Origin of the sequence: Oceanobacillus bengalensis, from assembly GCF_003628445.1 — a bacterium.
GTDB classification, from domain to species: Bacteria; Bacillota; Bacilli; order Bacillales; family Amphibacillaceae; genus Oceanobacillus; species Oceanobacillus bengalensis.
This window is the reverse complement of record NZ_RBZO01000034.1, coordinates 23,823-42,247: the sequence shown is the minus strand read 5'-3', so window position 1 is coordinate 42,247 and position 18,425 is coordinate 23,823. Positions and strand designations below refer to the sequence as shown.

The following is an 18,425-nucleotide window of genomic DNA, read 5'->3' as shown; positions in this document are numbered from 1 at the left end:
TCTCACTCAATATAATCACTCCTGATGTTTCCCCCTAACATGTCATTAGGGTTATTTTCTATCAAAAGTGGCTCAGTTTTCAATTGCTATGGTGGCTCACTTTTAAGTTACCATATACATATATTTATTATTTATATGGGCAAGTACTTCTGTCCGTGGCTTAATACATATTTCTAGACGTGGGCTTCCCCTTGATTAGGTTGGGTTCAAATGCTCCCTCTAGTGAGACGAACATCCTTTGTGCTGTACTTATGCAGTGATTATTCATCCCGCAAGGGTAAGCCTCATCCTCGCAGTGAACCTCGATACGATCACAGTCTCTGGATACACTCAGGGGCTTTGTATAAAAAGGAACACCAAAAACAACACGTACTATTGCCCATGACTTTTCTCTTTTATCCATGAATGGTAATTTTCAAACCTTCTCCAAATCAAAAAACGGTAGAGGTATCGTAGATACGTTCCATATTCTTTAAACTAATCCATCAGCCTTATACATAGTACCTTACGGTTCCTTCTATACCACCGTCATCCCCCTACTTACCACGTGACCTATACCCCATTATTTATTTATATATATTTCTTTATGAACGAGTGCTTCCTTCTAAATAGTATTACCAGTTGCTACACGTGGACTATCCTTAATTAGGTTTGTTCCAATGCTCCCTTCAGTGAAACATGAAAACGTTCCTTGTGCTGTACTTATGCAGGGATTCCAAATAATAAAGCCAAAGAGAGGTATCTTGGATACCTTCCCAATCAAATGGCTAATCTACTATCCTCATACATAGTCTGGTTTCCTTTTCCCCCTACTTTGTACAGTTACTAAATATATTATAGAGTTGTAAACTGCGATAATAGGAAGCACTACTATACCTTACGGTTTTGCTTGTGCCACCACCATTCCCCTACTTACCACGTGACCTATGCCTAATTATTTATTTATTTATTTATATATATATTTATTTTTATGGGCGAGTGCTTCTGTCTGAAGCGTAATACATATTTCTGGACGTGGGCTTATCCTTGATTAGGTTGGTTCAAATGCTTCCTCTAGTGAGACGAACATCCATTGTGTTGTACTTATGCAGGAATGATTCTCCCCACAAGGGTAAGCCTCATCTCAGCAGTAAACCTAGATACGATCACAGTCTCTGGATACGTTTAGGGGCTTTGTATAAAAAGGAAAGCCCAAAACAACACGCACCATTACCCATGACTTTTCTCTTTTATCTGTGAATAGTAATTTTCAAATCTTCTCCAAATCAATAAACGATAGAGGTATCGTAGATACGTTCCCAATCCGATAATCTAATCATTAGCCTCATACATAGTATGATTCCCTTCTGTGCAGTAACAGGGTACACATACACCTTACGGTTTCTCCCGTATCACCACCAGTTCCATACTCACACGTGATCTATGCCTAATCATTTATATATGTGGAGCGAGAAACTTGCTTGAGGCGTCTTATAAGTTGCTGGACGTGAGCCTTCATTTATATACTTGGTTCAAGTACTCCTTATAGGAACACCTCTTATACATGAATTCCAACTCCGTAAGGAGAACTTTGATATACACGGGAAGCCTTAGTAAAACCCCAGATTCACATAAAAAAGCCCCGTGAATATACCCATACACTGGATACACCCCACGAGGCTCTATGCAAACTTTTTTCTTTTCGTGCAGTCTTTTTTCTCATTCTGCAAACTTTATTCTATTTAGACACCTGACCACCATCACCCTCAATCCCTTCTCTCCCAAGGGCTCACACCCATTCCGTTTTCTCTTATAAAAAAATTACGTTCCCGCCTTTTTGATAAAATTAATTACGTTCCTTTTCGAAAGAATCCCGAATGAAAAACAGAGGACCTTTTGATCCTAAATTGTGAGGAAAAACACTGGAAAGGATACCGAATCAATAGCGTGAGGAATCCAACTGAAAAAGAACTGGAGTCAGACTGAACCCATATAGGACAAAGGTTTGGAGGGATACAGAATTGAAAAGACCGATTGGTTTTGGATTGAATTATGATTGAAAATGGGATTGGAATACGATTGGAATCCCGCTGAATTGGGCACAAAAAAACCCGAAGGCCAGCCGGAAAAGTACCGGAAAAACCTTCGGATTGGGAACATTAATTTTATTTAAGGAACGTTATTTTTATTTAAGGTACGTTATTTTTAGATAGAGACAAGAACTGTAGCTTTGTAAAAAAGTTTGATTAAAAACGCTTAATAATCATTGATTTATCGCTGTATTAATAAATCCGTTTTTGAAAAAAAGATTCATCAAAATGGATTATTTTCTTGTGAATCGGTGTGCAATTTTTATAAAAAAGTTCGATCAAAATATATTATAAACCCTGATATAGCAACATTTTCTTAATATTTATCCTTCAATAACGATTAAACTTTTTTATAAACGGTATAACTTTGTTTTAAATGGTACATCTTTTTTACAAACGGTACGACTTTATTTTAAATCTACAGTAAACGAACTGAACTGAGTTGTGTTAGACGATCACGGGGGGCTTTTCTGTGTTGAAAGTAAACTACTTTTTTATACTTTTTTTACTTTTTTGATAGTGAACAACATAAACATTCTATAGAAGAAAATTATTTCTATAGGAGGTTTCCATGGATCAAAAGGATCAAAGTCGTCAATTAGACCAAATAAAGCAAATGCAACAAATGTTTAAAGCGAACATGAAAACTCAACCTTATCCCATGTACCCTAACTATGGTAAAATCACACGTTACGAAGAAATTCCGATAAGTTTACCTGAACAGCGCCAGCTGCGCCATCCCGGAGTGGAAAAATTTATGGTGCCCCTTCCAATTATCGAAAACCCGAACTATAAAGGGAGTGGAAAGTTAACAGGAAAAGTAGCACTTATTACAGGGGGTGACAGTGGTATTGGTGCAGCAGTAGCAATTGCGTTTGCTAAAGAAGGCGCAGATGTTGCTATTTCATACTTAGATGAACATGAGGATGCAAATAGAACAAAAACGAGGATTGAACAACTCGGACAACGTTGTTTTCTAATGCCTGGGGACTTGCGAGACAAACAACAGTGTATCTCCATTGTAGAACAAACAGTAAATACGTTTGGACGTCTCGATATTCTTTGTAACCACGTTGGTATCCAATTCCAACAACTAAGTCTGCTTGACATTACAGATGAGCAATTCGATGACACCTTCAAAGTTAATATATACTCTCATTTTTACACAACAAGAGCAGCGCTTCCTCATTTAAAACCAGGCAGCTCAATAATTGGCACTTCTTCAGTGGTGACGTATGTAGGTGAGCAGCAAATGATTGATTATACGGCCACAAAAGGCGCAATAGTTGGTTGGACACGTGCCTTGGCTAAAAATGTCGTGAAACAAGGGATCCGAGTCAATGCCGTCGCCCCCGGCCGAATTTGGACCCCACTTATTTCAGCAAGTTTCTCGTCAGACCAAGTCGCTGTATATGGAGCATTTAATCCAATGGAACGAGTTGCCCATCCATTTGAACTCGCACCAACCTTTGTCTATCTTGCTTCTGATGATTCTCGTTTTGTTACTGGTCAAGTTCTTCATGTTGATGGGGGAGAATCCACACATTCCTAATGGAAGGGGGTTACCATTTTGAGATATGAATTTAATCCAGAAGTAAAGCTATTGCTAGTAAACCATTCAAATGAAAAAGTAAAGATGGTCTATATGGAGGATTCCTGGCCCATGCCAAAAATAGGACTGAGACCACCATATTATTGCTACCCAAGTTACGAGCTGAATTATCCAATAATCTAAATAATAACAGACAAAAAGACTTCTATACAAAGTATGAAGTCTTTTTGGAAAGAGAAGAGTATTACGGTTTTAAAACGACTTTTATACATTCATCCTCACGATTATTAAAAATTCGATAACCATGACTTGCTTCTTCAAGGGACATTTTGTGTGTGATAATATCTCTTGGGTCAAATTCGTTATTTGTTATTTTTTTAAACAATTCTGGCATAAAATGAATGACTGGAGCCTGTCCCATTCTAAGATTAATATTTCTAATCCAAAATGCACCTAATGGAAATAGATTATAGTTACCTCCATAAACACCAGTCATTTGCACTGTCCCATACTTTCGGACAGCTTTAGTAGAAATTTGAATAGGTCCAAGGGTTCCGCCCTGCAGTTTGAATTTTTGTTCCAGAAACTCTAGGGGGGATTTCTTTCCATCCATACCTACACAATCGATGACGACATCTGCCCCACCATGTGTGATTTCTTTTAAATGTTCCCCCATATCAGGGTATTTTGTGAACTCAAATACCTCAACATTGTTCATCTTTTTCGCATGATTGATTCGGTAATCCAAGTAATCAACTGCTATTACACGCTTTGCACCTTCCATCCAGGCAAATTTTTGTACCATCAACCCAACAGGTCCGCATCCAAGAACAATAACTGTATCGCCTGATTTTACACCTGCATTTTTTACACTCCAATAAGCTGTTGGCAGAACATCCGATAAAAAGAGCAGTGACTCATCCTCCAATTCGCATGACTCCGGGATAACAAAGGGAGTGAAGTTTCCAAAAGGGACTTTTAAATATTCAGCCTGACCACCCGGATGGTTACCGAACTTCTCAGTATAACCAAAGTATCCGCCAGAATCATAATGAGGGTTTGAGTTATCACATTGGCTTTCCATTTCATGTTGGCAATAAAAGCAATGTCCACATGAAACATTAAAGGGAACGACAACACGGTCTCCCTTTTTTACTTTTGTGACTTCAGGTCCAACTTCTTCCACAATACCCATTGGTTCGTGGCCAATAATATATCCTGGGGGTAATGGCATGTTACCTTGATATAAATGCAAATCAGATCCGCAAATAGCGGTAGAAGTAATCTTAACAATAATATCGTCTTTTTTTTCTAATTTTGCATCCTCTACTTGATTAACCTGTACATGATTTGGTCCTTGATAAGTTACAGCCTTCATAAAAGCAGCGCCCTCCTATTTCTAATACTGTTAACAGTCTTAACTATGGTTAACAAAGAAAGTAAATAATATACACTCTTAGCGTAATTGTTTTATGTAAGTTAAAGAAGTTGCACAATTATTTATAGACTGATTGGTAAAACCGATAGTCTATTTTATTATCAATAGGGTACACCCTATTGATAATATGTTGGCTCCTTGTCACTTTAGGAGTTATTTTGCACTCACTTTAAGCGCTATTTTGCACTATAAATAAAAAGCCCAATTTTTAAACATTAAAATTAAGAAATTGGACTTTTATCATTACTCCGGAATCGCGCTCGTCGGAATATTATTTATATTTTTTTTAATGCGATAACGCCAACATTTTGAAAATTTTAGACACTAAGCAATTTAAACTTAAAAAAGTTGATTCCTTAAACTACAGGAATCAACTTTTTAATTTGGCTTTTCAAGTAAAACACTGTTGGATGAAGGATATTTATACTTCAAATCCTTTGATTTTAGCATCAGGACTTAATGTCTTCTCCGGTTCAAATTCATTTGGTTGTTCTCCACTTTTCACTTTGTTTGCCCAGTCATAGTTAGCAAGAGCTCCACGACCTAAAGTGATAACATCAGCTTCACCTTTTTCGATAATTTCTTTTGCTTTTTCTGAGTCATGAAGGCTTCCATTTGCGATAACAGGTAATTTGCTGTACTTTTTAGCTAACGCTGCAAGAGTAGCTCCAGTTCCAAATGCTGAATCTGTTGCGCTTGTTCCTTGGCCTTCAGAGAATGCAGTGTAGCTTTGGAATAAAGTTTGAGCAAAAATACCTCGCAAAACGCCTTTAGTCTTTTCGGATAGCTAATCTGAACAACTATTTTCAAATGAAAAGCTAAACATTTGTTGCATTCGACAATGAATTTGATAATATGATATTTAATACGACTTTTAGCATGAATAATGTCAGATTTAAATAATTCTATTCATTAAAAACTCGTTACTCTTTCTATGTATGTACCCAAATTTCTGAATCTATATAATTTTACATATAAAGAAATTGAAAACATGATTTTTAATAAGCGAGCTGTAAATATTAACTATTTGAAAGGATTCATTATACTAGCTTATTTAACAACACCTTACTCCTATGCTGAACACCTTTAGAACTATGCTTCGCCTTCATCACAATAACACCTTGATTTTCAATAATCTTTAATATTTTACTTGTCCAGGTGCCATTGTCATTAACAAGGTTCACAAGTAAACTCTTATAAATAGAGTTCCAGTTATGAATAGTAGACGATGATAAAATGAGGATCGACAGCGAACGATTTTCACGTTCTATCTCCACAATATTGAATTGTTTACCATTCATAAGAGATATTTCAGCAATCACATATCGTCTTTTCGTTACACCATCACTTAGCTTTATAAATTTACGTTCCCCTATGCCCTCTGGTAGCACATCGGTAAAAGCCCTAATCGCCTGTACTTTGGGGTGCTGTTCCATTACTTTCAACACATTAATAAAATCTTGCAGCTCGCCTTGTGCCCGAATTTCATGTAGCATTTTATGCTCTAAGCCTCGAACAAGTTTTTGGCCACCACTGTCTGCTGTAGATCGAATAGAATCATGATTAATGTAGTATTTCTTTGTGTTTTCATCTTCCTTCATTCGTTGCTTGGAGAGACTACCTTTAACACGTTCAATTCTGGGAATTGATGTATATTCATGTTTTAACTGATTCATTTGTACAAGATCAAAGTCTTCTGTAGAACCATCTAATTGTTCATCTAATGTAAAGCCCTCTTCATCACCCTGTCTATTCAGAGAATGATAAGTATATTTCTTTGCCTCATTGGATTTCTCTTGATCTTGTATTTCTGGATGTGAAATTGAAATATGTTGGTACGGAATATCTTTATTTTTCACATTAACAATTTGTAATACTGTACACATGTTATTCTTCTCCTTTACACGAGCTGTTATTGTAATCGGTTGTGTAAAGTTCCATTCAAATTTCAAAGTCTTTTCCTGCAACCAAGTAAATGCTATATTTTCATAAGCTTGTAGTAAATCACGGTTCGTCAACAACCACACCAATTGATAAATGAACGTAGTCTTTGTGTATTTCAATTCATATTGTGATGAAAAGCTAAGATGAATTTTATTAGATTCATATGTTTCTGTGAAGAACTGAGGAAATGAATTCGATTCAAACAAGCGATATAAAAGAAAGCCATTAGGAGCTAATATGCTACGCAATACTTCAATGACTGGTAAAATAACATTCTTCCCATTGAAAGAGAACACGAAACTACGAGAAGTTGCAGGATCACTGCTTCCTTGAATAGACCAAGGGCGTTCGTGATATTTAACTTTATTAGGATAAATAGTCATATCTATCTCTTGTACACCTTCAGGGGCTTTACTTGCCGTTATGATGCCATCAGTATAAAAATGTTGGATTGCTAGGCATGGTAATGTACCCCAATCCATTAATATACCTTCTGAACGGCCTTGTGAGCGAAAATAAGCTTTAATCATCATTTTATGATCATATCGGAATGGTTCACCAATCCATAGCAGTTGTGCTTTTTCACCTTTTGCAAAAGGCCAAGCAATTTTAACCTGTTGTTTGCTCATAACTTTTCACTTCCTGTTTTGTTCGTAAATATTCTTCCAAATACGGTTTTATTTCATGAAAATGATGTGACTTCACAGCGCCAATACGCTGTACTTTCCATAATACAACTGGTTCTTGCCTCTGTAATATTCGGTCAATAATCTTACAACAACGTCTGATTTGGAATTGTTGAGTAGATTCCGTAGTTTCTGATAGGAGCTTTTTAGTCTGGGGGAGCTTATCAAGATGTTTCTCCAAGTTTGATAATATTCCAAGCCGTTTTCCAATAATCGAGATTGTAATTCGAACAGGTTTATCTAGTTCGATTAGCTCCTTGTAAAGCTTCTCCACTTTAGAGCAGTATTCTCGATCACGTGAGGCCCAATCGACAATTGATTGGTTATTCTTCTTCTCCTGAATTATAGGCAACTGTTCAAACAGCCATTCTTTATCGTGACGATACAAGTACATATATTCTTTTGGGAAACACTTACGAATTTGTGTTCTTGAATAACTTGGGTATTGCCGCATTCCTTTTAATAATTGTTTTCGATAAATTAGCAACATCGAAGGAATATCATTTTCTGATAAATCTTCGATTTTTATCTCTGAAGAAAGATATTTTTTAACCGTTTTCGAATCTACACCAAGCATTTTAGCTAATGTTCTTGTACTGTACGTCCCTTCGGCTTCCAACTCACGTAATTTAGCCTTCCAGACATCTCCATACGCTTTTGTACGACCTATACGATATTTATCTTCAGATAATCTATCAGGACCCTTTCTAGCGTAAATCCACAAGAGCATTCAAACGTACCAATGGGTGCTTTTGATTTAAAATCTCTCGTAACATTTACTTCAGGAATCACAAATTCCTTATAATGATTAGCTGCTTTATTTAAACAAGGCCATGGGCCACTACCGAAAGGACCTGTATCAGCTTCAACTTGTAAAAAAGAATCTACATCTTGTTCTAAGAAATAAAGCATAAGCAAATGACGGAAAGGATGTGCATGACGTTTTAGATTGCGTGTAATGACCTTCAGCCAATTGTATTCATCATCAACATCGATTGCTGATTCACACTTAACTAAAAATCCTTTTGGGAACTTTGATTGGAATGCTTTGTATAGCTCATTTTGCCGAATTCGATTAGAAGTTGTTATTAAATTACGCTCACGTAAAAGAACACGATATTTAAGATTAATAGTTTCTCTTGAAAATTGATGTATTGGGACTTGTAGCAGTTGATTGGCCATCTTTGCCAAAGCAATTTGAATAGTTACAAACTCTTTTGGTTCAACTTCTTGAAGGATCGATAAGTTCATTAGCTTTTTATCAAATCGAATAAACTCAATTCGACTTTGCTTTGAAAAATCGATAGGATACTTCTTTAATTTCAATTCATGATGTGCGCAGAAATGAATCCCTTGTAGTTGATGCTCACGATGAATATAGGGTTCTCCATGTTGCCCGATATCATTAGCTGCACATTCTGGACAATAATAGAGTCCATCCTTTTTACAAATACCTCCTGCAACCATTCCAAGTCTTGTATAAAGTCCTTTTCCATCTCCTTGAACATCTTGTAGAAGTTTTTTCTGGCGTTGCTTGGAAAGAAACGGAGCATAAAAAGGATAAATTGTATGCTTGGCTAATAAACTTTCTGCCGAATAATGCGTGCCCATCTGATTAGCGAGAATATTAAAATGGCTGCCAATCTCAATACTGGGTATTTTTGCACAACCCCTCGAAAATGGCTGATTCAGAATTATCCAAATACGACTCCTGTGTTTAATCACCCAATGCAGCAGTAAGGGCGCTTGTTATTAAACAATCGCGCCCTATAATGGAATGTTACATTAGTTTTTATTAGCTGGTTTCGTTTAACAAGAACCATGCATAATTCTGTTTAAGGCTTGTCTATATTTATAAAAAAGACTGCTCCAATTTAGTAGCAGTCTTTTAATTTATTCATTCTGATTTTGTCGCTTGACATGGAGCCTCTGCGGACAGATTTTTTTGAAAAGACCAGAGCAACAAACTTTTCTGGGCAATTAGCCTAACCCATCCGCCACTCCATGTAAAGCGCAGCGTATTCAAAAAATATACCGCCACGAACAGCATTTTTTAAGTGCCACAAACAGAACAGTGCATCCTTTATACAGTATAGGTTTTCAACACGTTGATCCTCCGTTTGAGTCATGATTTTCCTCATCCTTTCAAGATAAGCTTCAGCATATGTGCCTGATAAAAAGCTTAATGCAGCACTTTTCTAAAGGTGTGCGACGGGTTTCAATAAGGTTTCCAAGTATGTTTTTCACTTATGTGTTAAGTTCGGTGAATAAAAGTGAATGCCCTTTTACTAAATTTGTCTTTTCTTTTTTGGTGTATTTTCTCTTCGCATATCTTGTAGATAAGTACACTTTTACGCAAGATTTGTTATGAGAACCAAACACCTTACTGAAAGATTAATAAAGCTTAGATTTAAGAGAGGTTTTAAAATGATTGAAACGAACAAAAACGGAACTGCCCGGGCAGTTCCGTTTTGATTCCATCAAAAAGTTACTTTTTCACCTTTAAATGCAGCAATATAAAGTTTTTTCATTTCTTCTACAGATACTTCCCGGGGATTGGATGGTGTACACGGATCTTCAATCGCTCCCGCTGCCATTCGATCCAGCTGTTTTTCAAATTCACTCTCATTTACACCGAATTCCTGCAGCGATAACGGAAGGTTTAGCGATTTATTTAAACGGCGAAGCAAATCCGTTAAGGAATCGATTAACTCGTCTTCTGTGTTTCCAGAAAGGTCAAGCATCTTAGCGATATCAGCAAACCGGGAACCGTCCGCCTTTTTATTAAAATCAATCACGTATGGCAAATAAAGAGCATTCGCAAGGCCGTGCGGAATGTTAAAAATCGCGCCACTCTTATGTGATAGGCTGTGTACAATGCCTAAAAACCCGTTCGAGAAAGCCATTCCCGCAATAGCCTGGGCATAATGCATCTCTGCTCTCGCTGCTTTATCTCCAACTACTGATTTTTCAATATTATCCACTGCCATTTTAACCGATTGTATCGCCAACGGATCACTAAATGCGTTATGCATCGTTGATACGTAGGCCTCGATTCCGTGCGTTAATGCGTCCATTCCCGTATAGGCGACAATGTCAGCCGGCATCGAATATGTCAGCTCCGGATCGATAATGGCAATATCCGGCGTGATCTCATAACCAAATACCGGATATTTCGTTCCTGTTTCATGATCCGTGATAACAGAAAAAGGTGATACGTCAGTACCTGTGCCACTCGTTGTAGAAATCGCCGCAAAGCGTGCTTTTTTCCGTAAAGCCGGTAGTGGGTTTGGTGCTTTAACTCTATCAAATGCGAGCTCCGGATTCTCATAAAAAATCCACATTAATTTAGCTGCGTCGATCGGTGAACCGCCGCCTGCGGAAATGATCCAATCCGGCTGGAATTCCTCCATCTTTTTTGCACCCTCTAAAGCGGTTTTTGCAGATGGGTCATTTTCAACACCATCAATGAGCTGTGTTTCAAATCCATATTCACGTAAATAAGCATCTATTTTATCAAGATAGCCTGATTTTTTAATGGACTGGCCTCCGATAACAATAGTTGCCTTTTTCCCTTCAAGGGTTTTCAAAACTTCTAAAGATCCTTCTCCATAATAAACATCCCTCGGAATAGTAAAACGGTTCATGTGTGTAAATTCTCCTTTTCTGCATTAAAGTAGGCAAGCGTTCAAAAAACATTCAGTGTAAATTTCCCTTATCAATTTTTTTAAAACATTAGTGGAACCATGTAACGTTATCAATAGTATTTTATTAAAAAGGTAGTTATTATTAAGAAACCTCAGTTATCCCTCTCTACAACGGCACTTAATATCTCTTCTGTTTTAATCTTAAGTAATTTTTCCAAGAACCTTGTCGTTCCTAAAACTATTTGAATGTCTTCCTCTGTTTGAACGTTTTCCATTTTCTTTTTTTGAATCAGTTCATTTATAACTTCTTTGAAAGCATTTGTTTTTATAAGCCATTCTCCAACTAGTTCCATAGTTGCGTCTCTCTCGTATTCGTTTTTGACAGCAAATAAGCTTTTCGTTTTTGTTTCTCTCAGTGTTATTGAACTAAATTCAGAATTCATACGAATGCGAAAATAATTCTTTTACTGTCATAGTATTTTTCTTCCCTTAGCAAAAAATACTCTATCCCTAAAATTATTTCGTAATAAGGGTCTATCTCTATTGTTATGATATCGGATACCTTTACCGAATTCACACAAATTAGCCTAGTTGCTTTTTTACACTGCATGTCCACCAAACTCGTTCCGAAGGATAGCTATGACTTTACCGGTAAAGGTATCCCTATCTAAAGACCGGTACCGCATAAAAAGAGACATGGCGATGACTTGAGTAGTACTTTGTTCTTTTTTCAGAACTTGCATGAGTAATGATTTGTGCTACTCTCAGTTTACTGGTGATACGTTAGTATAATTAATTTCTTCAATGGGTATTATAAGAGTTATATGAATTTATAATAGAAGGTTTTACTTGTGAAAGCAGTTACTTTTCAAGGTTCCAAGGATATGCAGGTGAAAGAAGTTCCAGATGCGAAGCTTCAACAAAAAGACGATATTGTTGTGCGCATTACATCAACAGCGATATGTGGGTCTGATTTACATATTTATCAAGGTGCCTTGCCAGCTGAAAAAGATTATGTAGTTGGCCACGAGCCCATGGGTATTGTAGAAGAGGTCGGACCAGAGGTAACAAAAGTGAAAAAAGGGGATAGAGTGGTCATCCCATTTAACATTTCATGTGGAAGCTGTTACTATTGCCAGCATGATTTGGAGAGCCAATGTGATAATTCTAACCCAAATCCAGAAGTTGATACAGGCGGATATTTTGGATTTACGGAGCGTTACGGGAATCATCCGGGTGGACAGGCTGAATATTTGCGTGTTCCCTATGGAAATTTTATGCCTTTCGTGATTCCTGAATCTGTTGAACTTGAAGATGAAGCATTACTGTTTATGTCTGATGTACTGCCAACTGCTTATTGGAGCATTGAAAGTGCAGGAGTGAAAAAAGGGGATACAGTTGCCGTGCTCGGCTGTGGACCCATTGGTTTGATGGCGCAAAAGTTTGCCTGGATGAAAGGCGCAAAAAGAGTCATTGCCGTCGATAATCTTCCCTATAGGCTTGAACGTGCCAAAAAAATGAACAATGTTGAGATTTTTAATTTTGATGAATTTGATGATATGATTTCTATGGGTTCCCATATTAAAGAAATTACAAGTGGCGGTGTAGATGCCGTCATTGATTGCGTAGGGATGGATGGGAAAAAAACACCAATCGAAGCTGTCGAACAAAAGATGAAGCTTATTGGCGGAACCATCAGCCCGATCGAAATCGGTATGAGTGCTGTGAGAAAATTTGGAACGCTGCAGCTGACGGGGGTCTACGGCTCTAAATATAACCAGTTCCCTTTAGGAAACATATTTGAAAGAAATGTAAAAATAAAAATGGGTCAGGCACCAGTCATCCATTACATGCCAATGCTCTTTAAAATGATTACGGAAGGAGAACTGGATCCAACAGAAATCGTCTCTCATAAAATGCGTCTAGACCAGGCGAGTGAAGCCTATCAAATCTTTAATGATCACGAAGATGGGTGTGTCAAAGTTGTTCTCAAACCCTGACCTTCCCAAAAAGTTATAACCATGTTTTTAACAATGAAGAACATTAAAAGCCCCGTTGGTAAAAGTGTAATTTTACGAACGGGGCTTTTTTATGCAAAAACAGCTATTTTAACTTTCGTTTAAGTCTAAAATCATTTTAGGGTATTTTTGCATATCCCCCCGAAAAGGTTTATTAAGAAAAAAGCAACCCTTATTTTTAATTAAAGTTGCTTCAAGTATTTACGCAGTATAAGTCAAAGATTCGATTCGTATTCTTTTACTCTTCGATAAAATGTATTCCGTTTCATTCCAACACGATTCATAGCTTCTACAGCTGTTATCTTCTGTTGTTTCCATTCTTGATAGACTGATGGAAATGTGTCAGTCATCTCAATTTTCCTTCTACCAAATTTTACTCCTTTGCGAATTGCAACTTCTACCCCTTCTTTTTGCCGTGCCCTTATTCTATTTCGTTCATCTTTTGCCATGTAACTCAATAATTGCAGGATTAAGTCCGAAATTAATGTTTCAATGCCGTTCAAATCTTTATATCTTGTTGTATCAAGAAGGGGCATATCCAACACAATAATTTCAATTTCCTTTATTTGTATCAGCTCTTGCCATTCCTCCAGGATCATTTGTTTATTTCGTCCCAGCCTATCCAAAGATTGAATATATAAAATATCTCCACTCCTGAGCATACGTTTCATTAGTTGATATTCTGGCCGTTTGAAGTCTTTTCCACTTGCCTTTTCTATGAAGACATACTCTTCGGGAATTCCCATTTCTTTTGCAACTGCAACCTGTCTTTCCAAAGATTGATCTTTACTGCTAACCCTTACATAAAAAAATTTCCTCATGTATTCTGTCTCCTATTCATTTTCGAACTTACATTAAAATGAATTACATTATTTTACAAATCCACTTTTATAGAATAAATTTATTATATTTTAATTTCAAAATATCTACAATATAATTGGAATATTTCAAAACCAATTATGTTATAATTATGAAATATGAAAATAGTGGGAATCACCCCCTTTCAAAAAGTACACTTTTTGAAAGGGTTCAGGACAAATATAATCGCGCACAGAAAAGAGTACAATATGTCTGCAGAAACGGAAACCCAACAAAGAAGATTGAACATTCTGGGTGATGATGAATTCAAAGCGATTTTTGGTAGACCGAATTTTACATATGAAGATCGTTGTCATTTCTTTTCACTCTCCCAGCCCGAAAAAGAGTTGCTGCAAAGATTACATTCAGTAAAGTCCAAGGCTTATTTTGTGTTGCAACTGGGTTACTTTAAGGTCAAGCATCTGTTTTTTACCTTTGATCTACATGAAGTGTCCGATGACCTTCAACACGTGCTGGAGGAACATTTCAGCGGTCGGAAGATCGTTGATCTGAGTTCAATTGGCAAGGACGCCCGTTTAAAGCAGCAGCAATTGATTCTTGCACTGTTCGGCTATCGTCATTGTGGAGAAGAAGAACGAAGCCAAATCGAAAAAAAGGCCCGGCAAGCCGCAACCGTTTCAAGTAAACCGATTTTTATCTTCCGTGAAATCATGAATCATTTGTTTGAACATCGTATCGTAGTACCGGGATATAGCTTTATACAGGATACGGTCGGACAGGCCATCACCTTTGAACAGCATCGATTAATCACCATAATGCAGAATCGTTTAAAAAAGGCTGATATTCAATCCCTAAAGGAATTACTTTCAGACACGGAAGGCTTGTATGAAATAACACGACTCAAGCGTGAGCCCAAAGATTTTAAACTGAAGGAAATCAAATATGAGATTGAACGGGGTTTGCAGATTCAGCCCCTTTACCTACTTGCCCAAACCTTGTTACCCAAGTTAGGAATTTCGAATGAAGGCATTAAATACTATGCCTCACTGGTTGACTATTACTCGGTTTTCAGACTGAAAAGGCTTGACGAATGGATGGTTTACACTTATCTCTTATGTTATGTCTCCTATCGTTATCAACGGATGAATGACAATCTCATCAATACCTTGATATACAACATCAGACACTATATGGATGAAGCGAAGTCGTCTGCCAAAGACCAAGTGTATGAACACTATACCCAAAATCATCAAAACATGAAAAAGGCCGGCGAAGTTTTAAAATTATTGACCGATGACAGCATTGCAGCGGACACCCCCTTTCATGACATTCAAAAGAAGGCTTTTTCCATTCTTGAACGCCAAAAGCTTTCAAGTCTTGCAAATCAAATTATAAAGAATACAAAATGGGATGCAACGGCTCTCCAATGGGAACATATTGATCAGCTGTCCGGCCAATTCAAGCGACAATTGCGGCCTTTGTTACTCACAGTGGATTTTGCAGCCCCTTCAAGGAATGATCCACTAATAGAAGCCATTGATTTCATGAAATGGGTTTTTCGTCAAAATAAATCATTGGGGCAGTACTCTTCCGATCGTTTACCCCGTCGATTCCTATCGGAAGGTGTCAAACGTTATATCTATCAAAAGGATGCCGAAGGACAGAAAACGTTATCGGTGGATCGTTATGAGTTTTTGATTTACCGTCTTTTACGAAATCGCTTGGAAGCAGGGGATATTTTTTGCCGTGACAGTATCCGATTCCGAAGTTTTGAGGACGATCTAATTGATGACAGGCAGTGGCAACAAAAAGAAACATTATTGGCCAATGCCGGTCTGACAAATACCAACCAACCCATTCACGATCATTTAACGAAACTGGAACAGAGACTTGAAGCCAGAATGACGGAAGTGAACCAACGGATTGCGTCGGGGGAAAATGAACATATCAAAAAACATCGCGCAAATAATCGCTGGATACTTTCAAATACACGGGAAACAGAAACCATCAACCACTCCTTTTTTGATGCGTTGAACTCTATTGACATTGGCAGTGTTCTGCACTATGCAAATCAACATTGTCAATTTATAGAGGCATTTGATCATATCTTGGGGCGTTATGCGAAACGAGCCAGGGATGATCGGGTTTTAATTGCTTGTCTGATTGCTTGGGGCACCAATATGGGGTTGGGGAGAATGGGTGAAATCTCCGACATCGGTTATCCCCTGCTTGCGGCTACATCTGAGAACTTTATACGATTGGAGACCTTAAAAGAAGCCAATGATCGCATCAGTAATGCTGTTCGAAGGCTGCCGATTTTTCACCACTTTGACATTAATGAGGTCATTCATTCGAGCAGTGACGGACAGAAATTTGAGACGAGGATCCATACGATGCGCTCCCGTCATTCCCCCAAATATTTCGGCTTAAATAAGGGGATCGTTTCCTATACAGCGGTGGCCAATCATATTCCCATCAATGCCCGAGTCATTGGCGCAAATGAGCATGAAAGTCATTACGTGTTCGATATTTTATACAACAATACAACCGATATCCGACCGGATGTGCATTCCACCGACACCCATGGAACCAATGAAGTGAATTTCGCCATTCTTCACTCTTTTGATTATGATTTTGCGCCCCGCTACAAGGATATCTATCGTACCGTGAGCAAGTCGTTATACGGATTCAAACACCCGAGCCAATACGGGGATGTCCTCATCAAACCTGTTCGAAAAATCAATACGAAGCTGATTATTGAGGAATGGGACAATATCCAGCGTATTCTATTGTCACTTGCATTGAAATCTACAACACAGAGTATTATCATTGGTAAACTAAGTGCTTACGCCCGCAAAAACAAAACCAAGCGGGCCTTGTGGGAGTACGATAACATCATCAAGAGTTTGTACCTTCTGAATTATATAGACTCCCCACCCCTACGTCAAAATGTGCAACGTACCCTGAATCGGGGTGAAAGTTATCATAAATTAAAGCGAGCCGTATCCTATGCGAACTTTGGTAAACTCCGTTTCAAAACAGAACAAGACCAACAAATTTGGGACGAATGCAGTCGTCTCATCGCCAATTGCATCATTTTTTACAATGCCAGTCTATTATCCAATATGCTAGAATACAGAGACAGGGAAGCCCTCAATTCAGATGTATTGAAACGCATTTCCCCCGTTGCATGGCAGCATATTAATTTTTACGGGCATTACGAATTTAACAAATATCCGGAATCCGTTAACATGGATGCCATTATCCAAGAGTTGGCTCAATTGGAGGTTATTCCGAATGAATAATTCATATCCATTCGAAGGAAAGGTGAGAATCAATGAAACCGGAACCTAATTGGCAGCCCATAAGTAACTTACCCCTAATTGCCAGCATGATTGATGGGCAAATGGAAACCGCACAAGAACAATACGATAATTTGTTGGCAGCCCGTTCTAAACCGCATATATTAGACGATGCCACAGTCAACCGTGTCATCCGATCCTACACGGAACAGCTTGAATTTGCGCCGATCTACGAAAGGCAACTCGTCAAGTGGCAACAGGAAACGGATTTATCGTCGGCGCAACAGCAGGAACTGCAACGGCTTCAAAATCAGGTGAGTGAATGGAAACAGGCCGTTACCGATATTTTAGACTTGGCCAATGAACTGAAAGAGGGAACCATTGAAAAAATGTTATCGAAAAGTGACTTTGAGGTAGGATTGGAAGCCCTGAAAAAGTGGAGCGGTGACAGGTAAGTACCTTCCGCTATAGGGCCAAATTCTTGAATAATGGGAAATCAGTTGAAAATACAATTAAGAAAAACGTGCTAGAGCAGATATGCTCTAGCACGTTTTTCTTAATCTTTGGTGACGGGCTTGAGTTCTTTTTTGTTACTCTTCCTATGTTTTTCCCCCACTCACCCATAATATCCAGTACAGGGATAAAGCTTTTCCCTTTTGGTGTTAGTGAGTATTCTACTTTGGGAGGAACCTCTTTATATACTTCTCTGTGAACCATTTGATCATCTTCCAGTTCTCGTAACTGACGTGTTAGTATTCCTTTTGAAATACCGGGTGCCAATTTTTGAAGTTCACCAAATCTTCTTGTCTGTTTACTTAAATGCCATAGAATAATGAGTTTCCATCTCCCTGCAATTATGTTTTGAGTTTCTGTAACCGGACAAACCTCTATTTGTTCCTCTGGAGGTTCACCTTGAAACAATGTTCGTGCCATGATAAATACCTCTCCTT

Annotated in this window: 11 protein-coding genes and 2 pseudogenes; 4 read left to right on the top strand and 9 right to left on the bottom strand. The window is 37.9% G+C overall.

Features of this window, described 5'->3' with window-relative positions:
- Positions 1 to 2,640 precede the first annotated feature (2,640 nt).
- Positions 2,641 to 3,621, top strand: a complete 981-nt coding sequence (locus D8M05_RS16925; RefSeq protein ID WP_048687630.1) for an SDR family oxidoreductase — start codon at positions 2,641 to 2,643, stop codon at positions 3,619 to 3,621.
- Positions 3,622 to 3,865: 244 nt separating this feature from the next.
- Here the strand turns inward: D8M05_RS16925 and D8M05_RS16920 are convergent, their stop codons facing one another.
- The 7 genes and pseudogenes from D8M05_RS16920 to D8M05_RS16890 form a co-directional block, all read right to left on the bottom strand.
- The gene (locus D8M05_RS16920; RefSeq protein WP_065180902.1) at positions 3,866 to 4,999 is read right to left on the bottom strand and encodes a zinc-dependent alcohol dehydrogenase; all 1,134 of its coding nucleotides are present in this window, start codon (positions 4,997 to 4,999) and stop codon (positions 3,866 to 3,868) included.
- 481 nt (positions 5,000 to 5,480) lie between these two features.
- Positions 5,481 to 5,822, bottom strand: coding sequence for an oxidoreductase (locus D8M05_RS16915; RefSeq protein ID WP_229023850.1), 342 nt, complete (start codon positions 5,820 to 5,822; stop codon positions 5,481 to 5,483).
- 277 nt (positions 5,823 to 6,099) lie between these two features.
- Positions 6,100 to 7,632, bottom strand: coding sequence for a Tn7-like element transposition protein TnsE (locus D8M05_RS16910; RefSeq protein WP_065180901.1), 1,533 nt, complete (start codon positions 7,630 to 7,632; stop codon positions 6,100 to 6,102).
- A pseudogene (locus tag D8M05_RS16905) lies at positions 7,613 to 9,300 on the bottom strand (TnsD family Tn7-like transposition protein). Before D8M05_RS16905 ends, D8M05_RS16910 begins: the two are co-directional and overlap by 20 nt.
- Positions 9,301 to 10,169: 869 nt before the next feature.
- Positions 10,170 to 11,336, bottom strand: coding sequence for an iron-containing alcohol dehydrogenase (locus D8M05_RS16900; protein WP_121133905.1), 1,167 nt, complete (start codon positions 11,334 to 11,336; stop codon positions 10,170 to 10,172).
- A gap of 152 nt (positions 11,337 to 11,488) precedes the next feature.
- Positions 11,489 to 11,689, bottom strand: coding sequence for a hypothetical protein (locus D8M05_RS20650; RefSeq protein WP_182103248.1), 201 nt, complete (start codon positions 11,687 to 11,689; stop codon positions 11,489 to 11,491).
- A 246-nt stretch (positions 11,690 to 11,935) separates the two neighbouring features.
- Positions 11,936 to 12,058, bottom strand: a pseudogene (locus D8M05_RS16890) (phosphogluconate dehydrogenase (NAD(+)-dependent, decarboxylating)); the annotation flags it as partial.
- A 129-nt stretch (positions 12,059 to 12,187) separates the two neighbouring features.
- On the opposite strand from D8M05_RS16890, the gene D8M05_RS16885 reads away from it, so the two are divergent.
- A complete protein-coding gene (locus D8M05_RS16885) occupies positions 12,188 to 13,336 on the top strand; it encodes a zinc-dependent alcohol dehydrogenase (protein ID WP_121133903.1) in 1,149 nt (382 codons plus the stop codon).
- Positions 13,337 to 13,569: 233 nt separating this feature from the next.
- On the opposite strand, the gene D8M05_RS16880 is transcribed toward D8M05_RS16885, so the two are convergent.
- Positions 13,570 to 14,175: a recombinase family protein gene (locus D8M05_RS16880; protein ID WP_121133900.1), complete on the bottom strand. Its 606-nt coding sequence runs from the start codon at positions 14,173 to 14,175 to the stop codon at positions 13,570 to 13,572.
- 246 nt (positions 14,176 to 14,421) lie between these two features.
- Here D8M05_RS16880 and D8M05_RS16875 point away from each other — a divergent pair, with 246 nt between their 5' ends.
- Positions 14,422 to 17,478 (top strand): Tn3 family transposase, encoded by a 3,057-nt coding sequence (locus tag D8M05_RS16875; RefSeq protein WP_121133899.1) that lies wholly within the window; start codon positions 14,422 to 14,424, stop codon positions 17,476 to 17,478.
- Positions 17,479 to 17,510: 32 nt separating this feature from the next.
- On the top strand, positions 17,511 to 17,930 hold the full coding sequence (locus tag D8M05_RS16870; RefSeq protein WP_121133897.1) for a hypothetical protein: 420 nt from the start codon (positions 17,511 to 17,513) through the stop codon (positions 17,928 to 17,930).
- A gap of 10 nt (positions 17,931 to 17,940) precedes the next feature.
- Here D8M05_RS16870 and D8M05_RS16865 read toward each other — a convergent pair whose 3' ends face one another.
- Positions 17,941 to 18,408: a winged helix-turn-helix transcriptional regulator gene (locus D8M05_RS16865; protein WP_121133895.1), complete on the bottom strand. Its 468-nt coding sequence runs from the start codon at positions 18,406 to 18,408 to the stop codon at positions 17,941 to 17,943.
- Between the last annotated feature and the right edge of the window lie 17 nt (positions 18,409 to 18,425).